Source organism: Vibrio sinaloensis DSM 21326 (assembly GCF_000189275.1).
Classification (GTDB): domain Bacteria; phylum Pseudomonadota; class Gammaproteobacteria; order Enterobacterales; family Vibrionaceae; genus Vibrio; species Vibrio sinaloensis.
Genome location: NZ_AEVT01000105.1, coordinates 1 through 24663, shown reverse-complemented (window position 1 = coordinate 24663; position 24663 = coordinate 1). Strand labels below are relative to the sequence as shown.

Annotated in this window: 19 protein-coding genes; 8 read left to right on the top strand and 11 right to left on the bottom strand. The window is 46.1% G+C overall.

Annotated elements, in window-relative coordinates:
• Positions 1-110: 110 nt before the first annotated feature.
• Both purR and torD read right to left on the bottom strand, forming a co-directional pair.
• The gene (gene purR, locus RH45_RS19250; protein ID WP_008080412.1) at positions 111-1118 is read right to left on the bottom strand and encodes an HTH-type transcriptional repressor PurR; all 1008 of its coding nucleotides are present in this window, start codon (positions 1116-1118) and stop codon (positions 111-113) included.
• Between the two features lie 215 nt (positions 1119-1333).
• Entirely contained in the window at positions 1334-1981 is a 648-nt protein-coding gene (gene torD / locus RH45_RS19245; RefSeq protein WP_008080410.1) for a molecular chaperone TorD, read from the bottom strand.
• Between the two features lie 235 nt (positions 1982-2216).
• On the opposite strand from torD, the gene torR reads away from it, so the two are divergent.
• Positions 2217-2930, top strand: a complete 714-nt coding sequence (gene torR, locus RH45_RS19240; RefSeq protein ID WP_008080408.1) for a two-component system response regulator TorR — start codon at positions 2217-2219, stop codon at positions 2928-2930.
• A 49-nt stretch (positions 2931-2979) separates the two neighbouring features.
• Here torR and elyC read toward each other — a convergent pair whose 3' ends face one another.
• Positions 2980-3783 (bottom strand): envelope biogenesis factor ElyC, encoded by an 804-nt coding sequence (gene elyC, locus RH45_RS19235; RefSeq protein ID WP_008080406.1) that lies wholly within the window; start codon positions 3781-3783, stop codon positions 2980-2982.
• A 113-nt stretch (positions 3784-3896) separates the two neighbouring features.
• Between elyC and cmoM the strand changes: the two genes are divergently transcribed.
• From cmoM to mukB, 4 genes are read left to right on the top strand one after another with little or no spacing between them, the layout of a single operon-like run.
• Positions 3897-4688, top strand: coding sequence for a tRNA uridine 5-oxyacetic acid(34) methyltransferase CmoM (cmoM, locus tag RH45_RS19230; RefSeq protein ID WP_008080404.1), 792 nt, complete (start codon positions 3897-3899; stop codon positions 4686-4688).
• Positions 4689-4690: 2 nt separating this feature from the next.
• Complete coding sequence (gene mukF, locus RH45_RS19225; RefSeq protein ID WP_008080402.1) at positions 4691-6028, top strand: chromosome partition protein MukF; 1338 nt, start codon at positions 4691-4693, stop codon at positions 6026-6028.
• A complete protein-coding gene (mukE, locus tag RH45_RS19220; protein ID WP_008080400.1) occupies positions 6009-6737 on the top strand; it encodes a chromosome partition protein MukE in 729 nt (242 codons plus the stop codon). The genes mukF and mukE overlap by 20 nt, the downstream gene beginning before the upstream one ends.
• A complete protein-coding gene (mukB, locus tag RH45_RS19215) occupies positions 6734-11191 on the top strand; it encodes a chromosome partition protein MukB (RefSeq protein WP_008080398.1) in 4458 nt (1485 codons plus the stop codon). Before mukE ends, mukB begins: the two co-directional genes overlap by 4 nt.
• A 106-nt stretch (positions 11192-11297) precedes the next feature.
• Here mukB and RH45_RS19210 read toward each other — a convergent pair whose 3' ends face one another.
• The 6 genes from RH45_RS19210 to RH45_RS19185 all read right to left on the bottom strand — a co-directional run bounded on the left by RH45_RS19210 (position 11298) and on the right by RH45_RS19185 (position 17550).
• Positions 11298-12278 (bottom strand): alpha-L-glutamate ligase-like protein, encoded by a 981-nt coding sequence (locus tag RH45_RS19210; RefSeq protein WP_008080396.1) that lies wholly within the window; start codon positions 12276-12278, stop codon positions 11298-11300.
• A 3-nt stretch (positions 12279-12281) separates the two neighbouring features.
• Positions 12282-13787: an inactive transglutaminase family protein gene (locus RH45_RS19205; RefSeq protein ID WP_008080394.1), complete on the bottom strand. Its 1506-nt coding sequence runs from the start codon at positions 13785-13787 to the stop codon at positions 12282-12284.
• A 12-nt stretch (positions 13788-13799) separates the two neighbouring features.
• Complete coding sequence (locus RH45_RS19200; RefSeq protein ID WP_008080392.1) at positions 13800-14543, bottom strand: ATP-dependent zinc protease family protein; 744 nt, start codon at positions 14541-14543, stop codon at positions 13800-13802.
• 229 nt (positions 14544-14772) lie between these two features.
• Positions 14773-15744: a tRNA 5-methoxyuridine(34)/uridine 5-oxyacetic acid(34) synthase CmoB gene (gene cmoB, locus RH45_RS19195; protein ID WP_008080390.1), complete on the bottom strand. Its 972-nt coding sequence runs from the start codon at positions 15742-15744 to the stop codon at positions 14773-14775.
• 74 nt (positions 15745-15818) lie between these two features.
• Complete coding sequence (gene cmoA / locus RH45_RS19190) at positions 15819-16556, bottom strand: carboxy-S-adenosyl-L-methionine synthase CmoA (RefSeq protein WP_008080388.1); 738 nt, start codon at positions 16554-16556, stop codon at positions 15819-15821.
• Positions 16557-16668: 112 nt separating this feature from the next.
• Complete coding sequence (locus RH45_RS19185) at positions 16669-17550, bottom strand: DUF72 domain-containing protein (RefSeq protein ID WP_008080386.1); 882 nt, start codon at positions 17548-17550, stop codon at positions 16669-16671.
• A gap of 274 nt (positions 17551-17824) precedes the next feature.
• On the opposite strand from RH45_RS19185, the gene aspS reads away from it, so the two are divergent.
• Positions 17825-19603 carry an aspartate--tRNA ligase gene (gene aspS, locus RH45_RS19180; protein ID WP_008080385.1) on the top strand — a complete coding sequence of 593 codons (1779 nt, stop codon included), beginning with the start codon at positions 17825-17827 and terminating at the stop codon, positions 19601-19603.
• 122 nt (positions 19604-19725) lie between these two features.
• A complete protein-coding gene (locus RH45_RS19175) occupies positions 19726-20760 on the top strand; it encodes a GGDEF domain-containing protein (protein ID WP_039958939.1) in 1035 nt (344 codons plus the stop codon).
• Between the two features lie 12 nt (positions 20761-20772).
• Here the strand turns inward: RH45_RS19175 and RH45_RS19170 are convergent, their stop codons facing one another.
• Positions 20773-21465, bottom strand: a complete 693-nt coding sequence (locus tag RH45_RS19170; RefSeq protein ID WP_008080383.1) for an rRNA large subunit pseudouridine synthase E — start codon at positions 21463-21465, stop codon at positions 20773-20775.
• A 288-nt stretch (positions 21466-21753) separates the two neighbouring features.
• Between RH45_RS19170 and RH45_RS19165 the strand changes: the two genes are divergently transcribed.
• Positions 21754-23979 (top strand): NADP-dependent isocitrate dehydrogenase, encoded by a 2226-nt coding sequence (locus RH45_RS19165; RefSeq protein ID WP_008080381.1) that lies wholly within the window; start codon positions 21754-21756, stop codon positions 23977-23979.
• Positions 23980-24075: 96 nt separating this feature from the next.
• Here the strand turns inward: RH45_RS19165 and cspD are convergent, their stop codons facing one another.
• On the bottom strand, positions 24076-24297 hold the full coding sequence (gene cspD, locus RH45_RS19160) for a cold shock domain-containing protein CspD (RefSeq protein WP_008080380.1): 222 nt from the start codon (positions 24295-24297) through the stop codon (positions 24076-24078).
• Between the last annotated feature and the right edge of the window lie 366 nt (positions 24298-24663).

Sequence of the window (24663 nt, the reverse complement as noted above, 5' to 3'; positions counted from 1 at the left end):
TTGAGGTAAGTATCACACTTAGAGTGACTAAATGTGATCTTGGTTCATTAAATTGGTGTGCTTTATGCGTTTGACTGATAGTAATTTAACCAGTCAAACGCAAATGCTTATTATTTGTTAAGGTCGCGAACAGTGAAACGTTCGACGATTTCCGGGTGCATTTCGAACACGCGTTTCTCATGCTCTTTGTCTTTGATGCGCTCTAGTAGAATCTCAAATGCGTTTTTACCAACACGGCGCTTAGGTTGGTGAACGGTTGTTAATGGTGGCGAAAAGTATTCCGCTAGCTCAATATTGTCGTAACCGATAACAGAGATATCTTCAGGGATACGGATGCCTTTTTGTTGTAAGCGGCTCATTAATCCAAGCGCCATAGTATCGTTGAAGCAGAAAACCGCCGTCGGACGTTTATCCATGGCAAAAATTTTATCTGCTGCTAACACTGCTGTATCACACTCGAAGTTACCTTCAAGAATCCAATCTTCATTGACAGGTAGTTTTGATTCAGACATCGCGCGCTTGTAACCCGCAATACGTTCTTGGCAAGCCGCTTTCTCAAAATGGCCACTCAGACAGGCGATATCTGCATGACCACGTTCAATCAAGTATTTCGTCGCAAGGTAGCCGCCTTCTTCGGAGTTATCGATGATCTTGTCCGCTTGAGAGCTTTCAGGACCCCAGTCCATAACAACTTTCGGGATGTCCTTATGGCGGTCTAGCATTTCACTCAGTTCTTCGGTTAAGTCAGAACACATAACAAGGATGCCATCTACACGCTTCTCCGCCAGCATGCGAATGTAGTCACGTTGCTTCTCGTAAATGCCGCCGGTATTACACAAAATCAGTGTGTAACCTTGTCGATAGCAGTAGCTCTCAACACCATCAATCACTTCAGAGAAGAACAAGTTTGTTGACTGAGTCACCAACATACCGATAGTGCGTGTGCTGTTGCATTTAAGGCTGCGAGCCACGGCACTTGGTGCATAATTTAATTCTGTTACTGCTTCCATGACTTTTTCTTGCGTCGCTTCAGCAACAAAACGTGTTTTGTTAATTACGTGAGATACAGTTGTGGTCGACACGCCGGCTAAGCGCGCAACGTCTTTTATAGTGGCCATAAGGTTCTGTCCTGTCGATGACTGCCAGGAAATACTATTCCTAGTTTAGAATAATTTGGCAGAAAGTATCAGAAACACAAAAACCGCTTTTAATTAGCGGTTTGTATTTAGTTAATTCGTTTTTATCGTTTGCGGTCACGATTCTAGACCGCAAACAAGCCTAGCGCAAATAAAAAGGTTTTTGTTACCTGCGAAGGGTCACAAAAAGCAGGGTTTTATTCGCCTTTTAGGTAGCTGCAATCTAATTCTAGGAAAGCAACCATTAGGGAAACGATCGCAGCATAGAAGCCGAAGTCGTCTAATGTTTGGCACTTGGTAGAAAATGCGGGTGTCCAACTGAGTAAGTGCTGGCGGATGAAGGCTTCTTGCTCACTTAAAGCGGCTTCTAAAGTATGTTCTTGTTCCAGCTCATTCGAACGGATGATCAAGTTACCTAAAAAGTCGAGTTCAATAGCAATATGATCCGCTGGCTCGTTGAGGTTTTTGTCAACTTGAACGCCATGCTGGCTCATCAGCGCTTCCATTTCACGAGCGGGCTCGTCATTGAGTAAGCCAGTCTTACCGATATACATAGAGGCATAAGGCAGGGCTGAGTCTTTATCTGATTTCAAGAACAAGTCACAGAAGTCCGCAGATAGCTCTAACTGAGCATCTTCTCTGTCTAGTAGGCGATTGAGCGCATCAATAACTTTCGTTATTGCTGGTTTTAATGCTTCGTTTTCACCTAGACCAGAGAGAAATGAACGGATCTCTGGCGAATGGTAGTGAGCTAGATTTTCTTCTGTAAGCTCTTTTGCTAACAAGCTAGATAACCACCAGTAAATCTCAGCGCGCTTTTCATTGAATGCTTTAATTTCTTGCATTAGGTAACACTCCAAAAATAACTGAGGCTATTTTACCCAATAAAAATGAACAGCGGTAACACAGGTTGTGACGAATTAAGTCTAAAAATGGAAAAAAGTGAACAGATAACCTAGGTTTGTCTTGAATCAATAAAAAATCATCTTTCTTGGTTTTAAAGTAACAAATACTAGAAATGTTACTGTTTATGAATAGAATACAGAGCAACACGATGACCAATGTAAATAAGTGGTGTAGATGAGCTATCACGTATTAGTTGTAGAAGATGACGCCGTAACTCGCAGCAAGCTGGTTGGCTACTTTCAGAATGAAGGTTACCACGTTAGTGAAGCAGAAAGCGGCGAGCAAATGCGCGAGTCTTTGCAAAGCAATGCGATAGATTTGGTGATGTTAGACATTAACCTACCTGGTGAAGATGGTTTGATGTTAACTCGCGAACTTCGCAGTCAATCAGACATTGGAATTATCCTGGTGACAGGACGCACGGACAGCATCGATAAAATTGTCGGCTTAGAAATGGGCGCAGACGACTACGTAACTAAACCTTTTGAATTACGCGAACTCCTGGTGCGTGTAAAGAACTTACTGTGGCGTATTTCTTCAGCGCGTAATGCATCTGGTAGCCAAGAGGCCGATAAGCAAGATGGCAGTGTTGTTCGATTTGGCGAGTGGACGTTCGATGTTCAGCGTCGAGCATTAAGCCGAGCAGGTGAGCCAGTTAAGCTGACTAAGGCAGAATACGAGCTGCTAGTGGCGTTATCATCCTATCCGAATCAGGTCTTAAGTCGTGAGCGTATCTTGAACATGATTAGCCATCGCGTTGATGCACCGAATGACCGAACCATCGATGTACTGATTCGACGTATGCGCGCTAAAATGGAGTTTGATCCAAAGAACCCGCAAATCTTTGTCACAGTGCATGGTGAAGGTTACATGTTTGCTGGTGACTAACCTCAGCATTGAATTAAAAAGACCGAGGCTTGCCTCGGTCTTTTTGTTTCTATAGTTGGCTCTGCGATGCTTCCATGGCTTTTTCCTCGTAATCGGAAGCCCAGTCACGCAGGGTTTGCCATATCTTGCCTAAGGTTTCATGCCAATAGCGTTCGGTCTGCTCTAGGTAGACAGCCCTAGGTGTGTATTTGGTCCACGCTTGAGTCACGTTGTCATGCGCTAGGTAGTTGGTTGGCGCTGGGTACGGTTTTAAGCCCGCTGAGTGAAACTCGTTCAGCGCTCGCTGCATATGGCTTGCTGACGTTACCACAACCAATTTACGGTGCTTAACAAAAGCGGCAGCTTGTCTTGCCTCTTCCCAAGTGTCTTTCGCAGTTTCAAGCAACACGATATCTGATTTTGATACGCCAAGCGCGAGAGCAACTTTTGCCATCATACGCGCGTTGCTGATCTCAGACCCTCCAGCATAACCGGACAAAATTAGCTTTGAACCTGGATAGATGCGCATGATACGGATGCCTTCAGCGAGACGCATTAAACCGGTACGACTCAGCTCGGAAGTGGGGGGGATCTCGTCATCGACGACATGACCACTGCCCAATACCATGACGTAATCGATAGACTCATCGACGGGGAAAAATGCAGAGTATTGACGCTCGATTGGCATAAGAAGGCGAGTCGAAACTGGTTGGAAAGCAACGAGGAAAATACCGATAAAGGAAAACAGAACAATAAAGCAGCCAGTCTTCTGATTTCGCGTAAACATAATTAACATTAAGCCCAAAAGACCAAGGATTAACATCGCTGGCAGGGGCATAAGAAGAGAAGAGACCACTTTTTTCAGCTCAAACATACTAAATAGTCCGAAAAAACATCAGTTGATTATTTTTTAAGAGAAACCCTCTTTATTCCTGCTTTTCTTGTGACAGAATAGCAGCACGATTGGACATAATACCTTAAGCTGCTGTGACTGAAGACCGTAATTTCGACGATATTGCCCACAAATTTGCAAAAAATATTTACGGATCCGATAAAGGAGAAATTCGCCAAGTCATTGTTTGGGAAGACTTGGAGCAATTATTATCCTCTGTCGGAGGTACCGATCATCCACTAGAAATACTAGACGCTGGTGGCGGTTTAGCACAAATGTCGCAAAAGCTTTCCAAACTCGGACACCAAGTGGCGTTATGTGATCTATCTTCGGAAATGCTGCAACTGGCGAAACAGGATATTGAAAAAAACGGTTTGCTTGCGCAGTATCGCTTGATTCATTCACCAGTCCAGCAAATCGCAGAGCACCTTGAACAGCAAGTTGATGTGGTTATGTTCCATGCGGTGATGGAGTGGTTAGCCGATCCCAAGCCCGCGCTGCAAACTGTGCTTGAGCAAGTAAAGCCGGGTGGGGCTGCTTCGATTATGTTCTATAACCATCATGGTCTGGTGTATAAAAATGTTGTGTGCGGCAACATTCCCCACATATTGGAGGGAATGCCGCATCGCAAACGATTTAAATTGCAGCCACAGAAAGGATTAAAACCACAAGAGGTCTATCAATGGATAGAAGACGCCGGTTTTGAGATCTGTGGTAAATCTGGAATCCGCTGTTTTAGTGATTACATTGGGAATATGGAATACACAGGGGATTATCAGTATGAAGAGGTATTGGCGCTGGAAAAACAACTATGTCGCCAAGAGCCATACCTCTCATTAGGCCGATACATCCATGTATGGGCCAAAAAGAAACAGAAACAGGAATAATGATGAGTGAGATGACTCTCAATGCTGCAGAGCAACCAATTGATGAGTTGGTCGGCTGGGTAAAGCAGCACGATTTCTCATTAAACCTGACGACGGAGCGGTTGGCGTTTCTTATTGCTATTGCGGTACTAAGTAACGAAAGGTTTGATGAAGAATTGGGTGAAGGTGAACTGCATGATGCGTTTACTATCGTCACTCGACTATTTGAAGAGACTGGTGATGCATCGGCATTTCGGGCAAACAATGCCATCAACGAAATGGTAAAGCAGAGGCTAATAAGTCGCTTCACTAGTGAAATTACTGACGGAGCGAGCATCTACCGCTTGTCTCCGCTTGCTATCGGCATAACCGATTATTACGTGCGCCATCGTGAGTTTTCGCGACTTCGCTTGTCCATCCAGTTATCGATGGTTGCCGATGAAATGGCCAAGGCGATAGAAGCTGCGCAAAAAGGCGGAACTCCAGGTCATTGGAAGAAAAACGTTTATGGCGTACTCAAGTACTCGGTGGGCGAGATTTTCGATCAAATCGATCTCAACCAGCGTGTTATGGACGAGCAGCAGCAATCGGTCAAGCAGCAGATTGCGGATCTGTTGAACAAAGATTGGCGCGACGCTATCAATAACTGTGAGGCGCTACTATCCGAGACTTCCAGCACTTTGAAAGAGCTGCAAGATACACTTCAAGCGGCCAGTGACGAACTTCAGACTCAGATCCTCGATATCCAAGAAATCGTTTATGGCGATCCTGAACTTGAGTTTATTGAAGAAGCGCTGTTTGGCCTGCAAATGAAGCTGGACCGAATCACCAGTTGGGGTCAGCAAGCGATTGACCTATGGATTGGTTATGATCGTCACGTTCACAAGTTTATTCGTACGGCCATTGATATGGATAAGAACCGAGCGTTCAGCTCGCGTTTACGTCAATCAGTAAAAGACTACTTCGATATGCCATGGTTCCTGACCTATGCAGATGCAGAAAGACTGACCGACCTTCGTGATGAAGCGTTAGTGCTTCGTGATGATGAGGTGACGGGTCAAGTGCCAATGGAAGTCGAGTACGAAGAATTTCAACAAGTCAATGATGAGCTATCAGAGCGCATTGGCAGCATGCTAAGAGCTCATAAAGAGCAAGGCACGCCAATCGACCTTGGTACAGTGTTACGCGATTATCTTGCGCAGCATCCTCGCACTCATCACTTTGATTTAGCCCGGATTGTTATCGATCAAGCGGTTCGCCTAGGATATTCAGAATCTGACTATCAAGCGATTCAACCAGATTGGCAAGCGATCAACGATTTTGGCGCAAAGGTACAAGCAAATGTCATCGACAGATACTAATGAATACATGCCAGATAAACTGGTCAAAGCACTTTCGAACCCTCTGTTTCCAGCACTAGATAGCATGCTGCGAGCAGGGCGTCATATTTCTAGTGAAGATCTAGATAACCATGCACTGTTGTCCGACTTTGAAGTGGAGTTGGCTTCGTTTTACCAACGTTACAATACGGAACTGGTCAAAGCGCCAGAAGGTTTCTTTTACTTGCGTCCGCGTTCTACTTCACTGATTGGCCGCAGCGTTCTGTCTGAGTTAGACATGCTGGTCGGTAAAGTGTTGTGTTTCCTGTATTTAAGCCCAGAGCGTCTAGCGCATGAAGGTATTTTTACCAATCAAGAACTCTACGAAGAGTTATTGGCGCTTGCTGACGAAACTAAGTTGATGAGGTTGGTCACTAACCGTGCAACTGGTTCGGATCTCGATAAAGAAAAACTGTTTGAGAAGGTGCGTACCTCTCTACGTCGCTTACGTCGCTTAGGCATGATTATTAATATCGGTGAAACCGGTAAGTTCAGTATCAGCGAATCGGTATTCCGTTTTGGTGCGGACGTACGAGTGGGTGACGACATGCGTGATGCCCAATTGCGCCTGATTCGAGACGGTGAAGCGGTCGTGCATACCAAAGAGCCGAGCCAAGGTAGCTTGCTAGAGGAAGAAAGCGACGACACAGAGTCATTGCAAGAAGAGATTACTGAAGAAGGTGAAGCATGATTGAACGTGGTAAATATCAATCATTAACCATGGTTAACTGGAACGGCTTCTTTGCACGTACTTTTGACATCGATGGATTAGTGACAACCCTATCTGGAGGTAACGGTGCTGGTAAGTCGACCACAATGGCGGCGTTCATTACCGCATTGATCCCCGACCAAACCTTACTTCACTTCCGTAACACGACAGAGGCGGGCAGTAGTCAGTCTTCTCGTGACAAAGGCCTGTACGGTAAGTTGCAACCAGGCGCTTGTTACGCTGCATTGGATGTTGTTAACTCACGTAATCAACGTTTATTGTTTGCTGTTAAGCTCCAGCAGGTCGCTGGGCGTGACAAGAAAGTAGACATCAAACCGTTTGTTATTCAAGGCTTACCAAGTCATGTGAAACCAACGGATATTTTGGTTGAAAGTGTTTCGGCAACGCAAGCACGTGTTCGCCAAATCAACGAAGTAAAAGACGCCATCGCCGAATTCGAAGGCGTACAGTTCAAAGCATTCTCGTCAATTGTTGATTACCACGCGCAAATGTTCGAGTTCGGTGTGATTCCGAAGAAACTGCGCAACTCAGGTGACCGTTCTAAGTTCTACCGTTTGATTGAAGCATCGCTTTACGGTGGTATCTCAAGCGCAATTACACGCTCACTTCGTGATTACCTTCTGCCGCAAAATGGTGGGGTAAAAAAAGCCTTCCAAGATATGGAATCGGCACTTCGCGAAAACCGAATGACGTTAGAAGCGATCAAAACGACCCAGGCTGATCGTGACTTGTTTAAGCACTTGATCACTGAGTCTACCAACTATGTGGCAGCAGACTACATGCGTCACGCTAATGATCGTCGCAACAAGCTTGATCAAACCTTGGCCTTGCGTGGTGAGTTGTTTGGTTCGCGTGAAACCTTAGTTGAGCAAAACAGTCTGCTTAACCGAGTTCAAGAAGAGCTTGAACTGCTGGTGGAAAATGAGTCCGCTCTAGAGCAAGACTATCAAGCTGCTTCGGATCACTTACAGTTGGTACAGAATGCATTACGCCAGCAAGAGAAAATTACGCGTTATCAAGAAGATCTTGAAGAACTGAGTGAACGTCTTGAAGAGCAGATGATGGTTGTTGAAGAGGCGCAAGAGCGCGTCTTGATGGCAGAAGAACAAGCGACCGTATCAGAAGAAGAAGTAGATAGCCTCAAGACTCAACTTGCTGACTATCAACAAGCGTTAGACGTACAGCAAACTCGCGCACTTCAGTACCAACAAGCCGTGCAAGCGCTTGAGAAAGCGAAACAATTACTGAATAACGACAACCTAACGGCTGAATCTGCGCACGCTTTGGTTTCTGAGCTTAAGCACCAAGAAACAGAAAGCACCAACGCATTGCTTTCAGTTAAACACAAACTGGATATGTCTTCAGCCGCAGCTCAGCAGTTTGACACTGCATTGAAATTAGTGCAGCAGATCGTGGGTAATGTTGAGCGTAAAGAGGCGTCAGCCCACGCGAAACAAGCGCTACAAAAAGCGCGTGACGCGCAACAGGTAACGCAAAACGAACAGCAATGGCGAGCTCAGCACCGCGATCTTGAACGTAGCCTAAACCAGCAACGTCAAGCGCGTGAGCTAACCGATAGCTATCAAAAGCAACATCAAATCGAGCTAAACGACGAGATCACTTTTGAGCAAGAGCGTGAACGTCATGCGATGCAAATTGAATCGCTTGAATTGGCGCAAGAAGACGTTCGTGAGCAACGCAGTGAACAACGTCGAGTTGAGCAAGATAGCCAAGCAGAAATTCGCAAGCTTGAAACTATTGCGCCAACGTGGATTGCAGCGAACGACGCATTGGAAACACTGCGTGAGCAAAGCGATGCGGAATTAGAAGACAGCCAAGCTGTGATGACGCAAATGCAGTTGGTGCTTGAGCAAGAGAAACAACAGTCAATTGCCAAAGACAAGTTGGCTGAGCGTCGTAATCAGTTAGAGAGTGAGATCGAGCGCTTAGCTTCGCCAGGCGGTTCTAATGACCCTCGCCTAAAAGGGTTGGCTGATACACTTGGCGGTGTGTTGCTTTCTGAAATCTACGACGATATCACTATTGATGATGCACCTTACTTCAGTGCGATGTATGGCCCGGCTCGTCATGCGATTGTGGTATCGGATCTTTCAGGTATTGAAGAAAAGCTGGTTGAACTGGATGATTGTCCGGAAGACCTTTACATCATCGAAGGTGATGTTGATGCTTTTGATGACAGTTCATTTGACGCCGAAGAACTTGAAGGTGCAGTTTGCGTTCGCATGAATGATCGCCAGATGCGATACTCGCGTCTTCCGGAGATCCCACTATTCGGACGTGCAGCCCGCGAGCAACGTTTGGAGCTACTACGTACTGAGCGTGATCAAGTTGTCGAACAGCACGCTAAAGCGGCGTTTGACTCGCAAAAGCAACAGCGTTTATACCAAGCGTTCAACAACTTTGTTGCTCAACATATCCAAGTTGCGTTTGACTCTGATCCAGAGCAGGCATTGCTTGGCCTTCGTGAGAAACGTAATCAGGCTGTTCGTTTACTTGCAGAGTTGGATGCGAAAGAGCAGCAGCAACGTTCGCAACTGACGACAAGTAAGCAAGCTCTCGCCGCATTGGATAAACTCGCGCCTCACATGACGTTGATTGAAGACGATACGCTTCAAGCACGTTTTGAAGAGCTGGAAGAAAAAATCGCCCAACTGTCTGAAGCGAAGTCTTTCTTGAACAATCACGGTAAAGCGGTGGTCGAACTAGAAAAAGTAGCGACAGCGTTGGAAGCGGATCCTGAGCAATTTGATGCGTTGGAAGCAGAATATCAAGCGGCCGACCAACAACTGCAAGATCTGAAGAAGCAAATCTTTGCTCTGTCTGATCTGGTTGAACGTCGTCACTATTTCGCTTATTCGGACTCTGTGGATCTCCTGAACAAGAGCAGTGAACTCAGTGAACAGTTGAAATCGAAACTGGTTCAAGCTGAGAACAGCCGAACTCAGTCTCGTGAAGCGTTAAAACAAGCGCAAGGTCAGATGAACCAATACAACCAAGTACTGGCTTCTCTTAAGAGTTCTCATCAAGCCAAACTTGAGACAGTGCAAGAGTTCAAACAAGAGCTGCAAGAATTTGGTGTTAACCCTGATGAAGGGGCGCAAGAGCGTGCCGCTCGTCGTCGTGATGAACTGCAAGAACGTTTGCATACCTCTCGCAGCCGTAAGAGTGAGTACGAGCGTACGATCACCTCGACAGAGCTCGAGATGAAAGGTCTGGCTAAACGCTTGAAGAAGGTGCAAAAAGAGTACGTTGAACTGCGTACCTTTGTGGTGGCTGCTAAAGCTGGCTGGTGCTCAGTACTGCGACTCGCGCGTGAAAACGATGTTGAACGACGTCTGCACAAGCGCGAGCTTGCTTACATGTCTGCTGATGAGCTGCGTTCCATGTCGGATAAATCGTTAGGTGCGCTGCGTTTGGCGGTAGCAGACAATGACGATCTACGTGATTCACTGCGCTTGTCTGAAGATAATGCTCGTCCAGAGCGTAAAGTACTGTTCTACATCGCTGTTTACCAACATCTGCGCGAGCGTATTCGTCAAGACATCATTCGTACCGATGATCCGGTTGAAGCCATCGAAGAGATGGAAGTGGAACTTGCACGCTTAACAGAAGAGCTGACGCAACGTGAAAACCGTTTAGCAATCAGTTCAGAGTCGGTAGCGAGCATCATTAAGAAGACTATTCAGCGTGAGCAGAACCGCATTCGCATGCTTAACCAAGGTCTGTCGAACATTTCATTTGGTCAGGTGAAAGGGGTTCGCCTCAATGTGAAGATCCGAGAAAGCCATGAGGTGCTTCTCAGTGGATTAGCGACGCAGCAAGAACAACATAAAGATCTGTTCGAATCGAATCGCTTCACTTTCTCTGAAGCGATGGCGAAGCTATTCCAGCGTGTGAATCCACATATCGATATGGGTCAGCGCTCTCCGCAAGTTCTCGGTGAAGAGCTTCTTGACTACCGTAACTACTTAGAATTGAGCGTTGAAGTTAACCGTGGCTCTGATGGTTGGCTGCAAGCAGAATCAGGCGCTCTATCAACGGGTGAAGCGATTGGTACAGGTCAGTCTATTCTATTGATGGTTGTACAAAGCTGGGAAGAAGAGTCTCGACGTTTACGCAGCAAAGACATTGTTCCATGTCGTCTGTTGTTCCTCGATGAGGCCGCGCGACTGGATGCGAAGTCAATTTCAACGCTATTCGAATTGTGTGATCGTTTGGATATGCAGTTGTTGATTGCGGCTCCAGAAAACATCAGCCCAGAAAAGGGAACGACTTACAAACTGGTACGTAAGGTGTTTAAAGATCACGAGCATGTGCATGTGGTTGGCTTACGTGGTTTTGGTCAAACTGACAAACCAAAGAGTGAAGTACAACAGCTAGTGGAAGAGTTCTAATCTCAATCATCGAAAAAGCCTGACTTCGGTCAGGCTTTTTTTGCGCCAATTTTAGCCATAAAAAAGCCTCACACTAAGGTGAGGCTTAATTTCATCCTGGATCAGTTTAGAACTGAGCTTGCACGCCAAACTGTTTAGCCGCGTAAGCCACGCGCTCTTCAGCGGTTGGGTAGCTGGCTGGCGTACCTAAACTTTCTATATGGTGAAGCCTAGGTAGCAGTCCTGCGCCATTGGCAATCTGTATCGCGAGGCCTGGTCGAGCGTTGAGTTCCAGTACCATTGGGCCTTCTTCTTTATCCAGCACCATGTCGGTTCCCATGTAGCCTAATCCGGTCATCTCCCAGGCGCTAGAGGCCAACACCAATAAACGCTCCCAATGAGGCACCTGCAAAGTGGAGAGATCTTTCCCAGTATCAGGGTGGTGGGTAACAGGTTGGTCAAACTGCACTGCACGTATGGCTTTCCCTGTGGCGATATCAATTCCGACACCGACAGCACCTTGGTGCAAGTTCGCTTTACCATCAGACGCTGCAGTTGAACAACGCATCATGGCCATTACTGGGTAACCTTTGAATACGATAATACGTACATCAGGGACACCCTCGTAACTGAACCCTTCAAAGCAGTCATCGAACTTGATTAAGTTCTCAACCACGGCCACATCATTCTTACCGCCCAGTGAGAATAGACCGGCTAGCGCGTTACTGATGTGACGCTCTACGTCTTCCTTGTTGATGGTCGAGCCTGATGGTTTGGTATAGACACCATCCTTATGTGAGGTGATCACTAAGATGCCTTTACCGCCACTGCCTTGAGCGGGCTTGATTACAAACCCAGGCCAGTCTTGAACCATCTTATGAATGGTTTTCACTTCGGCTTGGTTGTTGATCACACCAATCAGTGCAGGCACCGTTGCACCTGCTGCTTCAGCGATGATCTTGGTTTTCAGTTTGTCGTCCACCAAAGGGTATTTTGAGCGATCATTGTAACGACCAATGTAACTGTGGTTACGTTGGTTCATTCCCATAATGCCCTTGTGCTTGAGCTTATTGGGAGAAGTAAATTGCGCAGTTAAACGTGAAAGCATCGTTTAGTCCTCCGCTAATGGCTTAAAGCGACGAAGCTCTGTTAAGCGGTAACCTGTGTACGTACCGAGTAATAAGATGCCAGAAAGAACAATCAACTGAAGACCGATGAAGTTGAAGGTCAGGTGCTGAATGTATGGGTTAGTCATTGCTAGGTAAACCAATACTGCGGTGAGTAATGAGCCACCACCTTGCAGCACTACTTCTTTCGCGCCTTCTTCTTCCCAAAGAATGGACATACGTTCGATTGTCCAAGAAAGGATGATCATTGGGAAGAAGGTAATGGACAAGCCTTCTGTTAAGCCGATCTTGAATGCCACGACGGTAAACACTGAGATGATCATAATAACCGTGATGATCACGGCAGAAATCCGCGCCACCAACAGTAAGTTAAGCCTCGATAGATAACTTCGGATCACTAAGCCAGTACCGACAATCAGCAAGAAACCGACAATACCAGTCACCAGCTGAGTTTGGACAAACGCGACCGCAATCAGTACAGGCATGAAGGTACCGGATGTTTTTAAGCCAATAATGACGCGTAAGAACACCACGATCAGTGCACCAATTGGGATCAGCATGATGGTTTTAAACATCGCTTGTTCTTCAAGAGGCAGACTGTGGATAGAGAAGTTAATCAGTCCGTCAGCCGTGACTTTGTCATTGGTTGCCTGCTGAGGGGTGACCTCTTGCACAATCATGGAGAAGTGTACTTTACTGTTCTGGCCGCCAACCAAATCAAGTAAAGAGACATTAGATTCATCCCACACTAAGATATTTTCGGAAATCACTTGGTCGGCACTGGTTGGGTTGAATAGTACCCAATGTTTGCCATCCCACACTTGATTCATTTGTTGAATCGACTGACGACGTCGGCCATCTTCAAGTTCTACAACGCCAACCACTTTACTTGGGATTTCAGCGTAATCTAGCATCTTGTCGATCGCATCCACCTTCGACATCTTGTTTAGCAACAGTGATGCGTTTTGGCTTTCTGTATCGTTAATCGTTTTAATCAGCTCGCGAGTGAATGTCACGTCGTCTGCAGAGAGGCGGTTTGCTCGCTCGATCAGAGCAACAGCGGCAGCTTCTGTCGGGCCATCAAACGTTGGCTTATTGATTTCGCCACTTGGAGCGATTGCTTCCACTTTGGCTTGTGGATCAACCAGAAACTGAGCTTTGTAATAGATGGTTTGTGGACCAGACGCTTGGCGAATAGACCACTCCGCGCGGCGACCTGATTCAGTATTTACGTAAGAAACACCGTAGCCCGGAGAAGAAGAGGACTCGTCGATAAGCGTGAAGCCGTTTTGCGTACCTGGTGCTGCCAATGAGGCCTTTACAGGTTTATCTTGAGCGTTGAACTCAATTCGAGCTTCAATATCCCAAACTTGGCGGGTTTCACCTGGAGTCCAAGGCACACCATAAGTTTGGTGACGGAACATACTTAACGCAATACCAGCGATGATGAGTAGCACAACTGATATGTAAAAGGGGACTTTAGACGTCATAAGCTACCTTAATTATTGTTTTGGGCCTTCCGTGTGGATGTATTTCTTACTTACATCAACCACTGCAATGTCGCGGATAAATTCACGACCTAGAAGAACAGGATGACTCATTTGCGAGCGATCTGCCAAGGTAAATTGCGCTTTTTCATGGATTTTTCCAAGCTTGACCCATAACTCAACGACAGCACGACGCTCAACGTCTTCATTGGTTGATTGGCGAATTTTCACATAGCGAATGATTGGTGCTTCTATCCAGTTGTTTTCGTCCATTGGCGTCTCACCATCAGCAAGGTGAAAACGCACCCAGTTCTTACCATTGCGTTCAAACTCTTCAATGTCGACGGCGTTGAGCGAAGATGTCGCTGCTCCCGTATCGACACGCGCGTCAAACGACTGTTTGATGGCATCAATGGTCACCTTTTCGACTTCGCCCAGCGCAATTTGCTGGCTTGGGGTTACTGGAACAGGTGCTGGGGCAGGAATGACAACAGGCTCATTCTTGATTTTCACTTCTGCCATGATTTCTTTTTTGAACGTTTGGATTTCACGATCCATGGTTTCAAGTTGAGCTTCTAGGTTCTCTATGTAGTCATTTTGATTACTGACTTGCAGAGAAAGGCTCTCTAATTGAGTCGTAAAATTGGATTCTGATGCTTGGATCGCGGCGAGCGTTTCATTGTGATATTGCTCGCCCTTGGTCAATGAACAGCCCGATAGCAATACTAGGGCCACAACAGGAGTCAATCTGGTTAGCATGAATAAACCTGAAAGTATTTAAAGTAGTTATAAATAAAGAGTTTAGCGCAAATATAAAATCAGCCACAACTTACAGATGCGATAAAGCTCTCATCTTGTAAGGATCGGTTGAAATAAATACAAAATAAGGGTGCAAAGCACCCTTATTCATTCAATTTGGATGGCGAACAGACTAACGCGAAACGCACAAATATTGGTTAGCGCTTTGTCAATTCCCCCTCAATACTGCTTATGGCTTAGTCGCGACAAGTACCGCGCGTCTCGGGGCAGGATGGCCTTCGACGGTTTTGCTTGGGTCGTTTGGATCTAAGTAGTCTGGCAGTGAGTTATGTGTCATCCACTCGGTTGTACGTTGTTCACCCGTTGTTGTGACGTTTTCATCCACGATACGCACGTTGATAAAGCCTACTTGTTCTAGCCATACTTTTAGCGCTTTTGCTGAAGGGAAGAAGTAGACGTTGCGCATCTGTGCATAACGGTCAACGGGGACAAGAACGGAAGTTTCATCCCCTTCGATAACCAGTGTTTCGAGCACCAGTTCGCCGCCAGACACCAGTTGATCTTTCAATTGAATCAAGTGATCGAGCGGAGAGCGGCGATGATAGAGAACCCCCATGCTAAATACAGTATCAAAGGCTTCCAGTTTAGGCAGTTGCTCAATGCCTAGTGGCAAAAGGTGAGCGCGTTGATCATCGCCCATCAATTTACGAATCGCTTCGAACTGAATCAGGAACAGGTGGGAAGGATCAATACCTACCGTGAGACGAGCACCTTCGCCCAGCATGCGCCACATGTGGTAACCATTACCGCAACCCACATCCAATACACTGCGGTTTTTCAGGGGAGAAATATGTGGCAGAACTCGATCCCATTTCCAATCGCTGCGCCACTCGGTATCGATATGGATACCGTGAACGGTATACGGGCCTTTACGCCAAGGGTGGAACGTTCTCAGCAAGCTCTCAAGCTTTTTCAATTCACCAGTATGAAATGGTGTGTCGTTGCTTAGGGTTACAGAATGCTTCAGATCGACTTGGTCAGGTGCGCCTTGAGGAATTTTGTTAAGCGCTTTGAGCCAACGGCCAAAATCGCCATGTTCTGCGTTTTGCCAATCGGTTAGTTGTTGAGGTAGAACATTCAGCCAAGGTTGAAGACGCGTGTCTGAAGCAATTAACTGATAAAAGTTGGCAAAGTTAAACATAGTTTTTCACTGATATTAAATGGAAGATGTGATGCATGACAGTACGTTTGATAGAACGGTACACTGTCTAGTCGTCATTTGATGGCAAACATAGAGCCAAAGTTAAAACACTGGAACCAGACGTCATAACTAGAGAAGCCTATTTTCGCAAAACGCTCTTTATGATCTTTTTTCGAATCCGGACGCATGACGTTTTCGATGGCGCTGCGCTTTTGGCTTATCTCAAGCTCACTGTAGCCATTGGCGCGCTTAAAGTCATGGTGTAGATCGATCAGTAATTCGTTAGATACTTGATCTTCAAAGACGAATTTTTCCGAAAGAATCAAGATTCCACCTGGACGCAAGCCCGCATAGATCTTCTCAAGCAGAGTGTAACGATCTTCAGGAGACAAAAATTGCAGTGTAAAGTTAAGCACGACTACAGAAGCGTTGTCGATTTCGATTTGGCGAATGTCTTGCTCTACGACATCAACAGGCGTGTCGCTACGGTAAGCGTTAACGTGCAGCTTACAGCGTTCAACCATGGCTGGTGAGTTATCTACCGCGATAATCTGACAGCCTTCTTGCTTAATGTGGCGACGCATAGAGAGTGTTGCTGCGCCCAAAGAGCAACCCAAATCGTAGATGTTGGAATGTGGCTTTACAAAGCGTTCTGCAAGCATGCCAATGGCCGAGATTATGTTGCTGTAACCGGGAACTGAACGTTGGATCATGTCAGGGAATACTTCCGCAACACGCTCATCGAAGGTGAAATCCCCAATTTTATCGATTGGAGCCGAAAAAATAGTATCTGGATTGCTCTTAGGGTTCATATTTGGTTCTCGCAGCATTTAAGCCCAGTCAATTGCGCACGATATGGGCGCTAAAAAAGGCGCGTATTTTATGAGAAATTCGCGCCTGTGTCATGTCTTGTTGTGATTCATATCAGAACATCTGTAACTGAGAGTTGCCATCGTTGGCTGGAAATGGGGCTAAATCCGGCAACGTCGTCTGCTGTTGGAGTTTTTGATATAACCGCAGCGCAAGTTCTGGAGCAATCACATTATCAGATGTGTGGATAAACACGTAGGGTTGTTTACCCGCTGCTATCCACTCTGCGAGTTTGCTTAACCAGGGCGTAAAGAAGGCAAAGTTTTTATCTTCTTGAGGGTGCCCTATAAAACGAATCATCGGCTGATTTGCCGTAGCGATTGCATGAACCGGCACTTTGGGTTTCTTTTGCTGGGCATCCAGCAGAGAGTCGTAGTGGGGGTGTGAGCGAGTGATCTGCTCGGAAAAAACGGGTCGACTGTCCATAATGATTCGATCATAGCCTTTTTCGATCAGCCACTGATTGAGATTGCGCTCAGCGTCCCCTTTGGCAAAGAAAGCAGGGTGACGGACTTCAATTCCAATCGGGAAATGAGGTGGGAACAAAGTACAAAACTGCTTGAGCTGTTCAAGATGCTCTGGGCCAAACGCCGCAGGTAGCTGAATGGTCCATTGCCCGATTCTGTCATGGAGGGGCTCCATGATCTGCATAAACTCCTTCAACTGAGCTTGACTGCCCCGTAACATGTTTTGGTGAGTAATAGGTTTTGGTAATTTGAAAGTAAAGCGAAAATTGTCATGCGTTGCTGCCTTCCAATTTTGTACCGTTGTCGAACTCGGAGTCGCGTAAAAAGTAGTGTTTCCTTCAACGGTATGGAATACCTGAGCGTATTTCTCAAGCCTCTCATTTGATTTTGTGCCACTGCCGTAAAAGCCTTGCTGCCAGTTGTTGTGTGACCACATCGTCAGGCCAAGACGTAGGGGGATCTCATCCATATTCGAATTCAGTTTTTGTCGCCGTATATCTTCAATCAGGGTTTTGCTGAATGGCCCAAGTTAGGGCTATAATCAGCACCAATTTTTCCAGTTTGCTGCTCTTTTGCTCCTTATTTGCTGCAAAAAGCATCAATGGATAATAAATCGCAATAAATTGTACGCGAGGTGGTCGATTTCATGCCACTTTCCGCGTATAAATGGAACTTTGCTCTATCGGTAACGTTATCACCGATAGATAGTAATCAACAAATTTTAAGAGATTGGGAAATTCATTATGCGTACCCATTACTGTGGTCACCTGAACAAGTCCCTTGCAGGACAAACTGTAGAACTTTGCGGCTGGGTTAACCGTCGCCGTGATTTAGGCGGTCTTATTTTTATCGATATGCGAGATCGTGAAGGCGTTGTTCAGGTTGTTGTCGATCCAGATATGGCTGATGCGTACGAAGTAGCAAACACGCTGCGTAATGAATTCTGTATCAAGCTAACTGGTGAAGTACGTGTTCGCCCAGATAGCCAAGTAAACAAAGACATGGCGACAGGTGAAGTTGAAATCATCGCTAAAGGCCTTGAAATCATCAACCGTTCCGATGTGCTGCCTCTAGACTTCAACCAAAAGAACTCAGAAGAACAGCGTCTGAAGTACCGTTATCTAGACCTTCGTCGTCCAGAAATGAGCGATCGCATTAAGCTGCGCGCGAAAGCGTCTAGCTTCGTTCGCCGTTTCCTAGATGACAATGGCTTCCTAGATATTGAAACACCAGTACTGACTAAAGCAACGCCAGAAGGTGCACGTGACTATCTAGTACCAAGCCGTGTTCATAAAGGCAGCTTCTACGCGCTTCCTCAATCTCCACAGCTATTTAAACAGCTGCTTATGATGTCTGGTTTTGACCGTTACTACCAAATCGTTAAGTGTTTCCGTGATGAAGACTTGCGTGCAGACCGTCAGCCAGAATTCACTCAGATCGATATCGAAACGTCATTCATGACGGCTGATGAAGTTCGCGCAACCACTGAGAAAATGGTTCGTGATATGTGGCAAGAGCTACTTGACGTCGACCTAGGCGATTTCCCAGTTATGCCATTTAGCGAAGCGATGCGTCGTTTCGGCTCTGATAAGCCTGACCTACGTAACCCACTAGAGCTAGTCGATGTCGCTGACCTAGTGAAAGACGTTGAATTCAAAGTATTCTCTGGCCCTGCTAACGACGAAAAAGGTCGCGTTGCTGTGATCCGTGTACCGGGTGGCGCGAAGCTGACTCGTAAGCAAATCGATGGTTACGGTGAATTCGTTGGTATCTACGGTGCGAAAGGTCTTGCATGGATGAAGGTTAACGACCGTGCTGCTGGCATGGAAGGTATCCAATCTCCTGTGGCTAAGTTCCTAAATGAAGACGTGATCAACGGTATTCTAGACCGCACTCAAGCGGAATCAGGCGACATCATCCTATTCGGCGCAGACAAAGCGAACATCGTTGCAGAAGCAATGGGTGCGCTACGTCTGAAACTAGGTAAAGACCTAGAGCTAACAGACGAAAATGCATGGGCACCGCTATGGGTTGTAGACTTCCCAATGTTTGAAGAAGACGACGAAGGTAACCTTCATGCGATGCACCACCCATTCACGTCACCTCTGGGCGTGAACGCAGAAGAGTTAAAAGCAAACCCAGCGGCAGCAAACTCAAACGCATACGACATGGTTCTAAACGGCTATGAAGTGGGTGGTGGTTCGGTTCGTATCCACAATGCAGAGATGCAAGCAGCTGTATTTGATATCTTAGGTATTGATGCAGAAGAGCAGCAACTTAAGTTTGGTTTCCTACTGGATGCACTGAAGTTCGGTACGCCTCCTCACGCAGGCCTAGCATTCGGTCTTGACCGTCTAGTGATGCTGCTATGTGGTACAGAGAACATCCGTGATGTTATCGCGTTCCCTAAAACAACAGCGGCTGCGTGTCTGCTGACAGACGCACCAAGCCTTGCTAATCCAGCGGCGCTTGAAGAACTTGCAATTGCAGTAAAAGTTGCTGAGAAGAAAGACGAAGAGTAATTCTCTCTTACGAATAGTCGTGAAAGCCGCTTCAGTTGAAGCGGCTTTTTTGTATCCTGTGCTGACTGTTTGTTGCTGATGTGTTAAAAGGTAATAAGCATTTATCAGGTACAAATATCATTATGAGTCATCATCTAATCCACTGTAACGCTACGCAGCAATTAAGACGTAAAGTGTTGATTGGGATGTGTATCGTTTTAGGGTTAGCCGCTTTCCTGTTTGGCCTCACCAATCTGTTCTACTTTGATGACCGGGCAAATGTACTGGGCATTATCGAGCTTATCTACTGTGCCACTTCGTTTGCGATGTTGTTCTATATTTGGAAACGTGAGCAACCAAGTTGGTTTCTTATTTTCCACTGTATCGTTCTTACCTTTTTGATCAGCTATGGTACCTACGCAAGTCGCATAGAAAGTTCTCTTTATCTGTGGGCAGTCGCCCTCCCTACGGTGTTTTATCTTGCATTAGGGTTACGACTTGGCTTTTATTGGAGCTTAGCTTGCCTGCTGCTCGAGCTTGCCGCGCTTGATGTCGCTATAGAGAACTCGGCTCTGGTGCGCTCTGCAGTGTATTTAAACTTTGTTCTCGCCTATGTGTTTGTTTGGACGATTTCTCATGTTTATGAAGACAGTCGTGTCAAAGGAGTAGATAGCCTTAACACGCTTGCCCATCAGGATGCCTTAACCGGGGCTCAGAATCGATTATCGCTGGTGACCACATTTGAGCAACGCGCCGAGCTACTTGAAGGGTGTTTCTTGTTAACCCTAGATATTGATGACTTCAAAAGCATTAATGACAGTTATGGCCACGCGGCGGGTGACGTCGTTTTGAAACAGGTGGTGGAGCGGTTGGCAACGGTCGCTGGCCAGCAGCACATCTATCGAATGGGTGGAGAGGAGTTTGTGATTGTATTACCGAACACGAGTAGTCAACAAACAGGTATCTCTAGATGGGTTAAACAGCTTCAAGCGAGTGTAATGGGAAAACCAATGTGTTTCCAAGGTAGCGAGTTAGAGGTAACCTTCAGCGCGGGTGTCGAGCAGTTTTCTCAAGCAAAAGGGCTCGATAAAACCCTTTCACTTGCCGATAAAGATCTGTATCTGGCTAAAAAGTCTGGTAAGAGAAGCACATTCTATCAAGGAAAAGTGCTCTGCTGATTTTACTCAGTGTTAGATTGACACTTCTTTCCAAGCCCCAGGCTGCAAATCACCTAGCTTGATGTCTCCCATCGAATAGCGAATCAAACGTAGAGTAGGGAAGCCGATATTCGCCGTCATGCGACGCACTTGACGGTTGCGGCCTTCAATAATCGTGATGGATAACCATGTGGTTGGGATGTTGGCGCGAAAACGAACCGGTGGATTACGTTCCCACACAGAAGGTTCATCCATCACTTCCACTTTTGCGGGCAGTGTCATGCCGTCTTTAAGTTCCACCCCTTTACGCAGCTTATCAAGATCTTCTTCGCTAGGTGCACCGTCAACTTGAACCCAATAGGTCTTGGGTGACTTTGATTGTGGCTGAGTGAGCTTCGCCTGTAATACCCCATCATTGGTCAGCACCATCAACCCTTCGCTGTCGCGATCAAGCCTACCTGCCGCGTACACGTCTTTGACTGGAATAAAGTCCGCTAGTGTCTTCCTACCTTCGCCATCAGTAAACTGACTTAAGGTATCAAATGGCTTGTTAAACACGATCACTTTACGATCCTCTGGTGCCACCTTAGGTTTGCTGCTCGCGATTTTCTTACGATTTCGCGAAGAATGCTTAGTGTTTGTTTTGTGGTTAGATGGACGTTTAAAACCCGTGGCCTTACGGCGCGATGAAGAGGGCTTGGACTCACGTTGTGAGCGTGGAGACATGTTAACTACCTTGCAAAAATGTAAACGAAGTGTGGGTAAAACTTTTAACGAACTGCAGTTTAAGCTACCATTTGCGCGCCCGAAAACAGGATTGGCGCACAAGATAATAGACTATTACGCGAATTTTGTTTAATTATAACTAATCGCTCTCATGGATGTCGTACACTCGACGAAAAAATAAAGAGACGGACAAAGCGCAACAAGTGAGGGGATTATTCATAACTTGTTAGCGAACACACACATAGGACCTAGACTCAACAGGTCCGGTTAGAACAATAGGGAAATTTCATGCCTACAGAAAAACCTACAATCATTTACACGATTACTGATGAAGCACCTGCGCTAGCAACATACTCACTACTTCCGATTATTCAATCATTTACTGCATCTTCTGGTATCGACGTTGATACTCGCGATATCTCTCTTGCTGGGCGTATTATTGCCAACTTCCCAGAGCATCTAACAGAAGAGCAGCGCATCGGAGACGCATTGGCAGAGCTTGGTGAGTTAGCAAAAACGCCAGAAGCGAATATTATCAAGCTGCCTAACATCTCTGCGTCTATCCCTCAGCTAAAAGCAGCGATCGCTGAACTACAAGCTAAAGGTTATAACCTACCTAACTACCCTGAAGAGCCAAGCACGTACGAAGAAGAAGCGATCAAAGCAACGTACGACAAGATAAAAGGTAGTGCGGTAAACCCAGTGCTACGTGAAGGTAACTCTGACCGTCGCGCTCCACTTTCTGTTAAGAACTATGCGAAGAAAAACCCGCATTCAATGGGCGCATGGTCTGCAGATTCTAAATCTCACGTTTCTAGCATGTCTGGTAACGATTTCTTCGGTAGCGAAGAATCCCATACAGTAGATGGTGCAACAGACGTTAAGATTGAATTCGTTGGTGCTGATGGTGCAGTGAAAGAGCTGAAAGGTGCTTTCCCGCTACAAGACAAAGAAATCATCGACTGTTCAGTAATGAACAAGAAAGCGCTGGTAGAGTTCTTTGAAGCGCAAATCGCTGAAGCAAAAGAGCAAGACGTTCTTCTATCACTTCACATGAAAGCGACCATGATGAAGGTCTCTGACCCAGTGATCTTTGGTCATGCAGTTAAAGTTTACTACAAAGATGTATTCGCAAAATACGGTGATGTATTCGAGAAGCTAGGTGTTGACGTAAACAACGGTATCGGTGATGTTTACGCTAAGATTGCATCACTACCAGCTGCTCAAAAAGACGAGATCGAAGCGGCACTACAAGCGGTATACGAAACTCAACCGCCACTAGCGATGGTCGATTCTGACCGTGGTATTACTAACCTGCACGTACCGAGCGACATCATCGTGGATGCTTCTATGCCAGCAATGCTGCGCTCTTCTGGCCAAATGTGGGGTCCAGATGGTAAGCAGAAAGATACTAAAGCAATGATCCCAGATCGTAGCTACGCGGGTATCTACCAAGCGGTCATCGACTTCTGTAAAGAAAATGGTGCTTTCGACCCAACCACAATGGGCAGCGTGCCAAACGTAGGTCTAATGGCGCAGAAAGCAGAAGAATACGGTTCTCACGACAAAACATTCATTCTTGATGCGGCAGGTACCATTCGCATTGTTGACGCGTCAGGCGCCGTTCTACTTGAGCAATCAGTAGAAGAAGGTGACATCTTCCGTATGTGTCAGGTGAAAGATGCGCCGATCCAAGATTGGGTCAAGCTAGCGGTTACACGTGCCCGTGCGACAGGTGCTCCAGCCGTATTCTGGCTAGATGAGAATCGTGCACACGATGCTCAGCTAATCAAGAAAGTGAACGCTTACCTACCTGAGCACGATACTTCAGGTCTAGAAATCAAGATCCTTGCTCCTCTAGAAGCATGTCAATTCTCGCTAGTTCGTATCAAAGAAGGTCAAGATACAATCTCAGTAACAGGTAACGTGCTGCGTGACTACCTAACTGACTTGTTCCCAATTCTAGAACTAGGAACATCAGCGAAGATGTTGTCTATCGTTCCACTCATGAACGGTGGTGGTCTATTCGAAACGGGTGCTGGTGGTTCTGCTCCTAAGCACGTACAGCAGGTAGAAAAAGAGAACCACTTGCGTTGGGATTCACTGGGTGAGTTCCTTGCATTAGCAGCGTCTCTTGAGCACCTAAGTACTGTGACAGGTAATGCTAAAGCGCAAGTTCTGGCTGATGCACTTGATAAAGCGACCGGTGATTTCCTAGACAACAACAAGTCTCCATCTCGCCGTGTTGGTGAACTAGATAACCGCGGTAGCCATTACTACCTAGCGACTTACTGGGCACAAGCTCTAGCCGCGCAAACTGCAGACGCAGACTTAGCAGCAGAATTCGCTCCGATTGCCGAAGCATTGTCTTCAAACGAAGAGAAAATTGTCGCTGAGTTGAATGATGCGCAAGGCGTTACAGGTGAACTGGGTGGCTATTACGCGCCTGAGTTTGACAAGGCAGCACCGCTAATGCGCCCAAGTGGTACGCTGAACGCGATCATCAACGGCTAATTTGTTCGATGAATAAAAAACCCGCCATTTGGCGGGTTTTTTGTTGGTCTCGAGCGAATCGTTATGTGTTTCGCTTGTATTTCACTTAGGCAGCGGTTATTTGGCTAATTGACTTTCCACGGGTGTCACGACACTTGCATGATATCCCTTTGGACCTTCTTCCACTTCAAAGTTGACTTGTTGGCCTGCTTTCAGAGTACGATAACCATCCATCTGAATTGTGGAGTAATGCGCAAACACATCTCCGTCTTCACCTTCTGGACAGATAAAACCAAATCCTTTGGCGTTGTTAAACCATTTTACTGTACCTGTAGCCATGCTATACATCCCTCATGCATTTTGTTACTGATGTTGTATGAACGTTCACGGTTATTCCTATGTGAACAAAAAGTGAATTTCCATTCAGCCGCTGCCAAATTTTCAGTCACTATTTGACCAATTTAGCCAATGATTGCGCGCAGTCAATAAGAAAAAGGTCTTAGAGTCTACATATTTGCAAACAAATCACTTTTGAGATTTACATTTTGCTAACTAAATTATCGATTGTTTATGTAGACAGATAGGTGGTGTGAATGGTTTTTGGCTTCTTTTTAATCAATTAGATAGATAAATTTGTTCGGCTCAGAATTTTATTTGCAGCAGCTCAATTGCTGCATTAGTCTCTAAGTAAGGGCAAAAATGTTT

What these genes read in the sequence shown, in the direction of transcription:
- mukB (WP_008080398.1), top strand. Translation starts at nt 6,734, where the DNA reads ATGATTGAACGTGGTAAATATCAATCATTAACCATGGTTAACTGGAAC.
- cspD (WP_008080380.1), bottom strand. Translation starts at nt 24,297, where the DNA reads ATGGCTACAGGTACAGTAAAATGGTTTAACAACGCCAAAGGATTTGGT.
- RH45_RS19165 (WP_008080381.1), top strand. Translation starts at nt 21,754, where the DNA reads ATGCCTACAGAAAAACCTACAATCATTTACACGATTACTGATGAAGCA.
- mukE (WP_008080400.1), top strand. Translation starts at nt 6,009, where the DNA reads ATGTCATCGACAGATACTAATGAATACATGCCAGATAAACTGGTCAAA.
- aspS (WP_008080385.1), top strand. Translation starts at nt 17,825, where the DNA reads ATGCGTACCCATTACTGTGGTCACCTGAACAAGTCCCTTGCAGGACAA.
- RH45_RS19200 (WP_008080392.1), bottom strand. Translation starts at nt 14,543, where the DNA reads ATGCTAACCAGATTGACTCCTGTTGTGGCCCTAGTATTGCTATCGGGC.
- cmoB (WP_008080390.1), bottom strand. Translation starts at nt 15,744, where the DNA reads ATGTTTAACTTTGCCAACTTTTATCAGTTAATTGCTTCAGACACGCGT.
- torR (WP_008080408.1), top strand. Translation starts at nt 2,217, where the DNA reads ATGAGCTATCACGTATTAGTTGTAGAAGATGACGCCGTAACTCGCAGC.
- RH45_RS19170 (WP_008080383.1), bottom strand. Translation starts at nt 21,465, where the DNA reads ATGTCTCCACGCTCACAACGTGAGTCCAAGCCCTCTTCATCGCGCCGT.
- RH45_RS19185 (WP_008080386.1), bottom strand. Translation starts at nt 17,550, where the DNA reads ATGGATGAGATCCCCCTACGTCTTGGCCTGACGATGTGGTCACACAAC.
- mukF (WP_008080402.1), top strand. Translation starts at nt 4,691, where the DNA reads ATGAGTGAGATGACTCTCAATGCTGCAGAGCAACCAATTGATGAGTTG.
- elyC (WP_008080406.1), bottom strand. Translation starts at nt 3,783, where the DNA reads ATGTTTGAGCTGAAAAAAGTGGTCTCTTCTCTTCTTATGCCCCTGCCA.
- RH45_RS19210 (WP_008080396.1), bottom strand. Translation starts at nt 12,278, where the DNA reads ATGCTTTCACGTTTAACTGCGCAATTTACTTCTCCCAATAAGCTCAAG.
- RH45_RS19205 (WP_008080394.1), bottom strand. Translation starts at nt 13,787, where the DNA reads ATGACGTCTAAAGTCCCCTTTTACATATCAGTTGTGCTACTCATCATC.
- torD (WP_008080410.1), bottom strand. Translation starts at nt 1,981, where the DNA reads ATGCAAGAAATTAAAGCATTCAATGAAAAGCGCGCTGAGATTTACTGG.
- RH45_RS19175 (WP_039958939.1), top strand. Translation starts at nt 19,726, where the DNA reads ATGAGTCATCATCTAATCCACTGTAACGCTACGCAGCAATTAAGACGT.
- purR (WP_008080412.1), bottom strand. Translation starts at nt 1,118, where the DNA reads ATGGCCACTATAAAAGACGTTGCGCGCTTAGCCGGCGTGTCGACCACA.
- cmoA (WP_008080388.1), bottom strand. Translation starts at nt 16,556, where the DNA reads ATGAACCCTAAGAGCAATCCAGATACTATTTTTTCGGCTCCAATCGAT.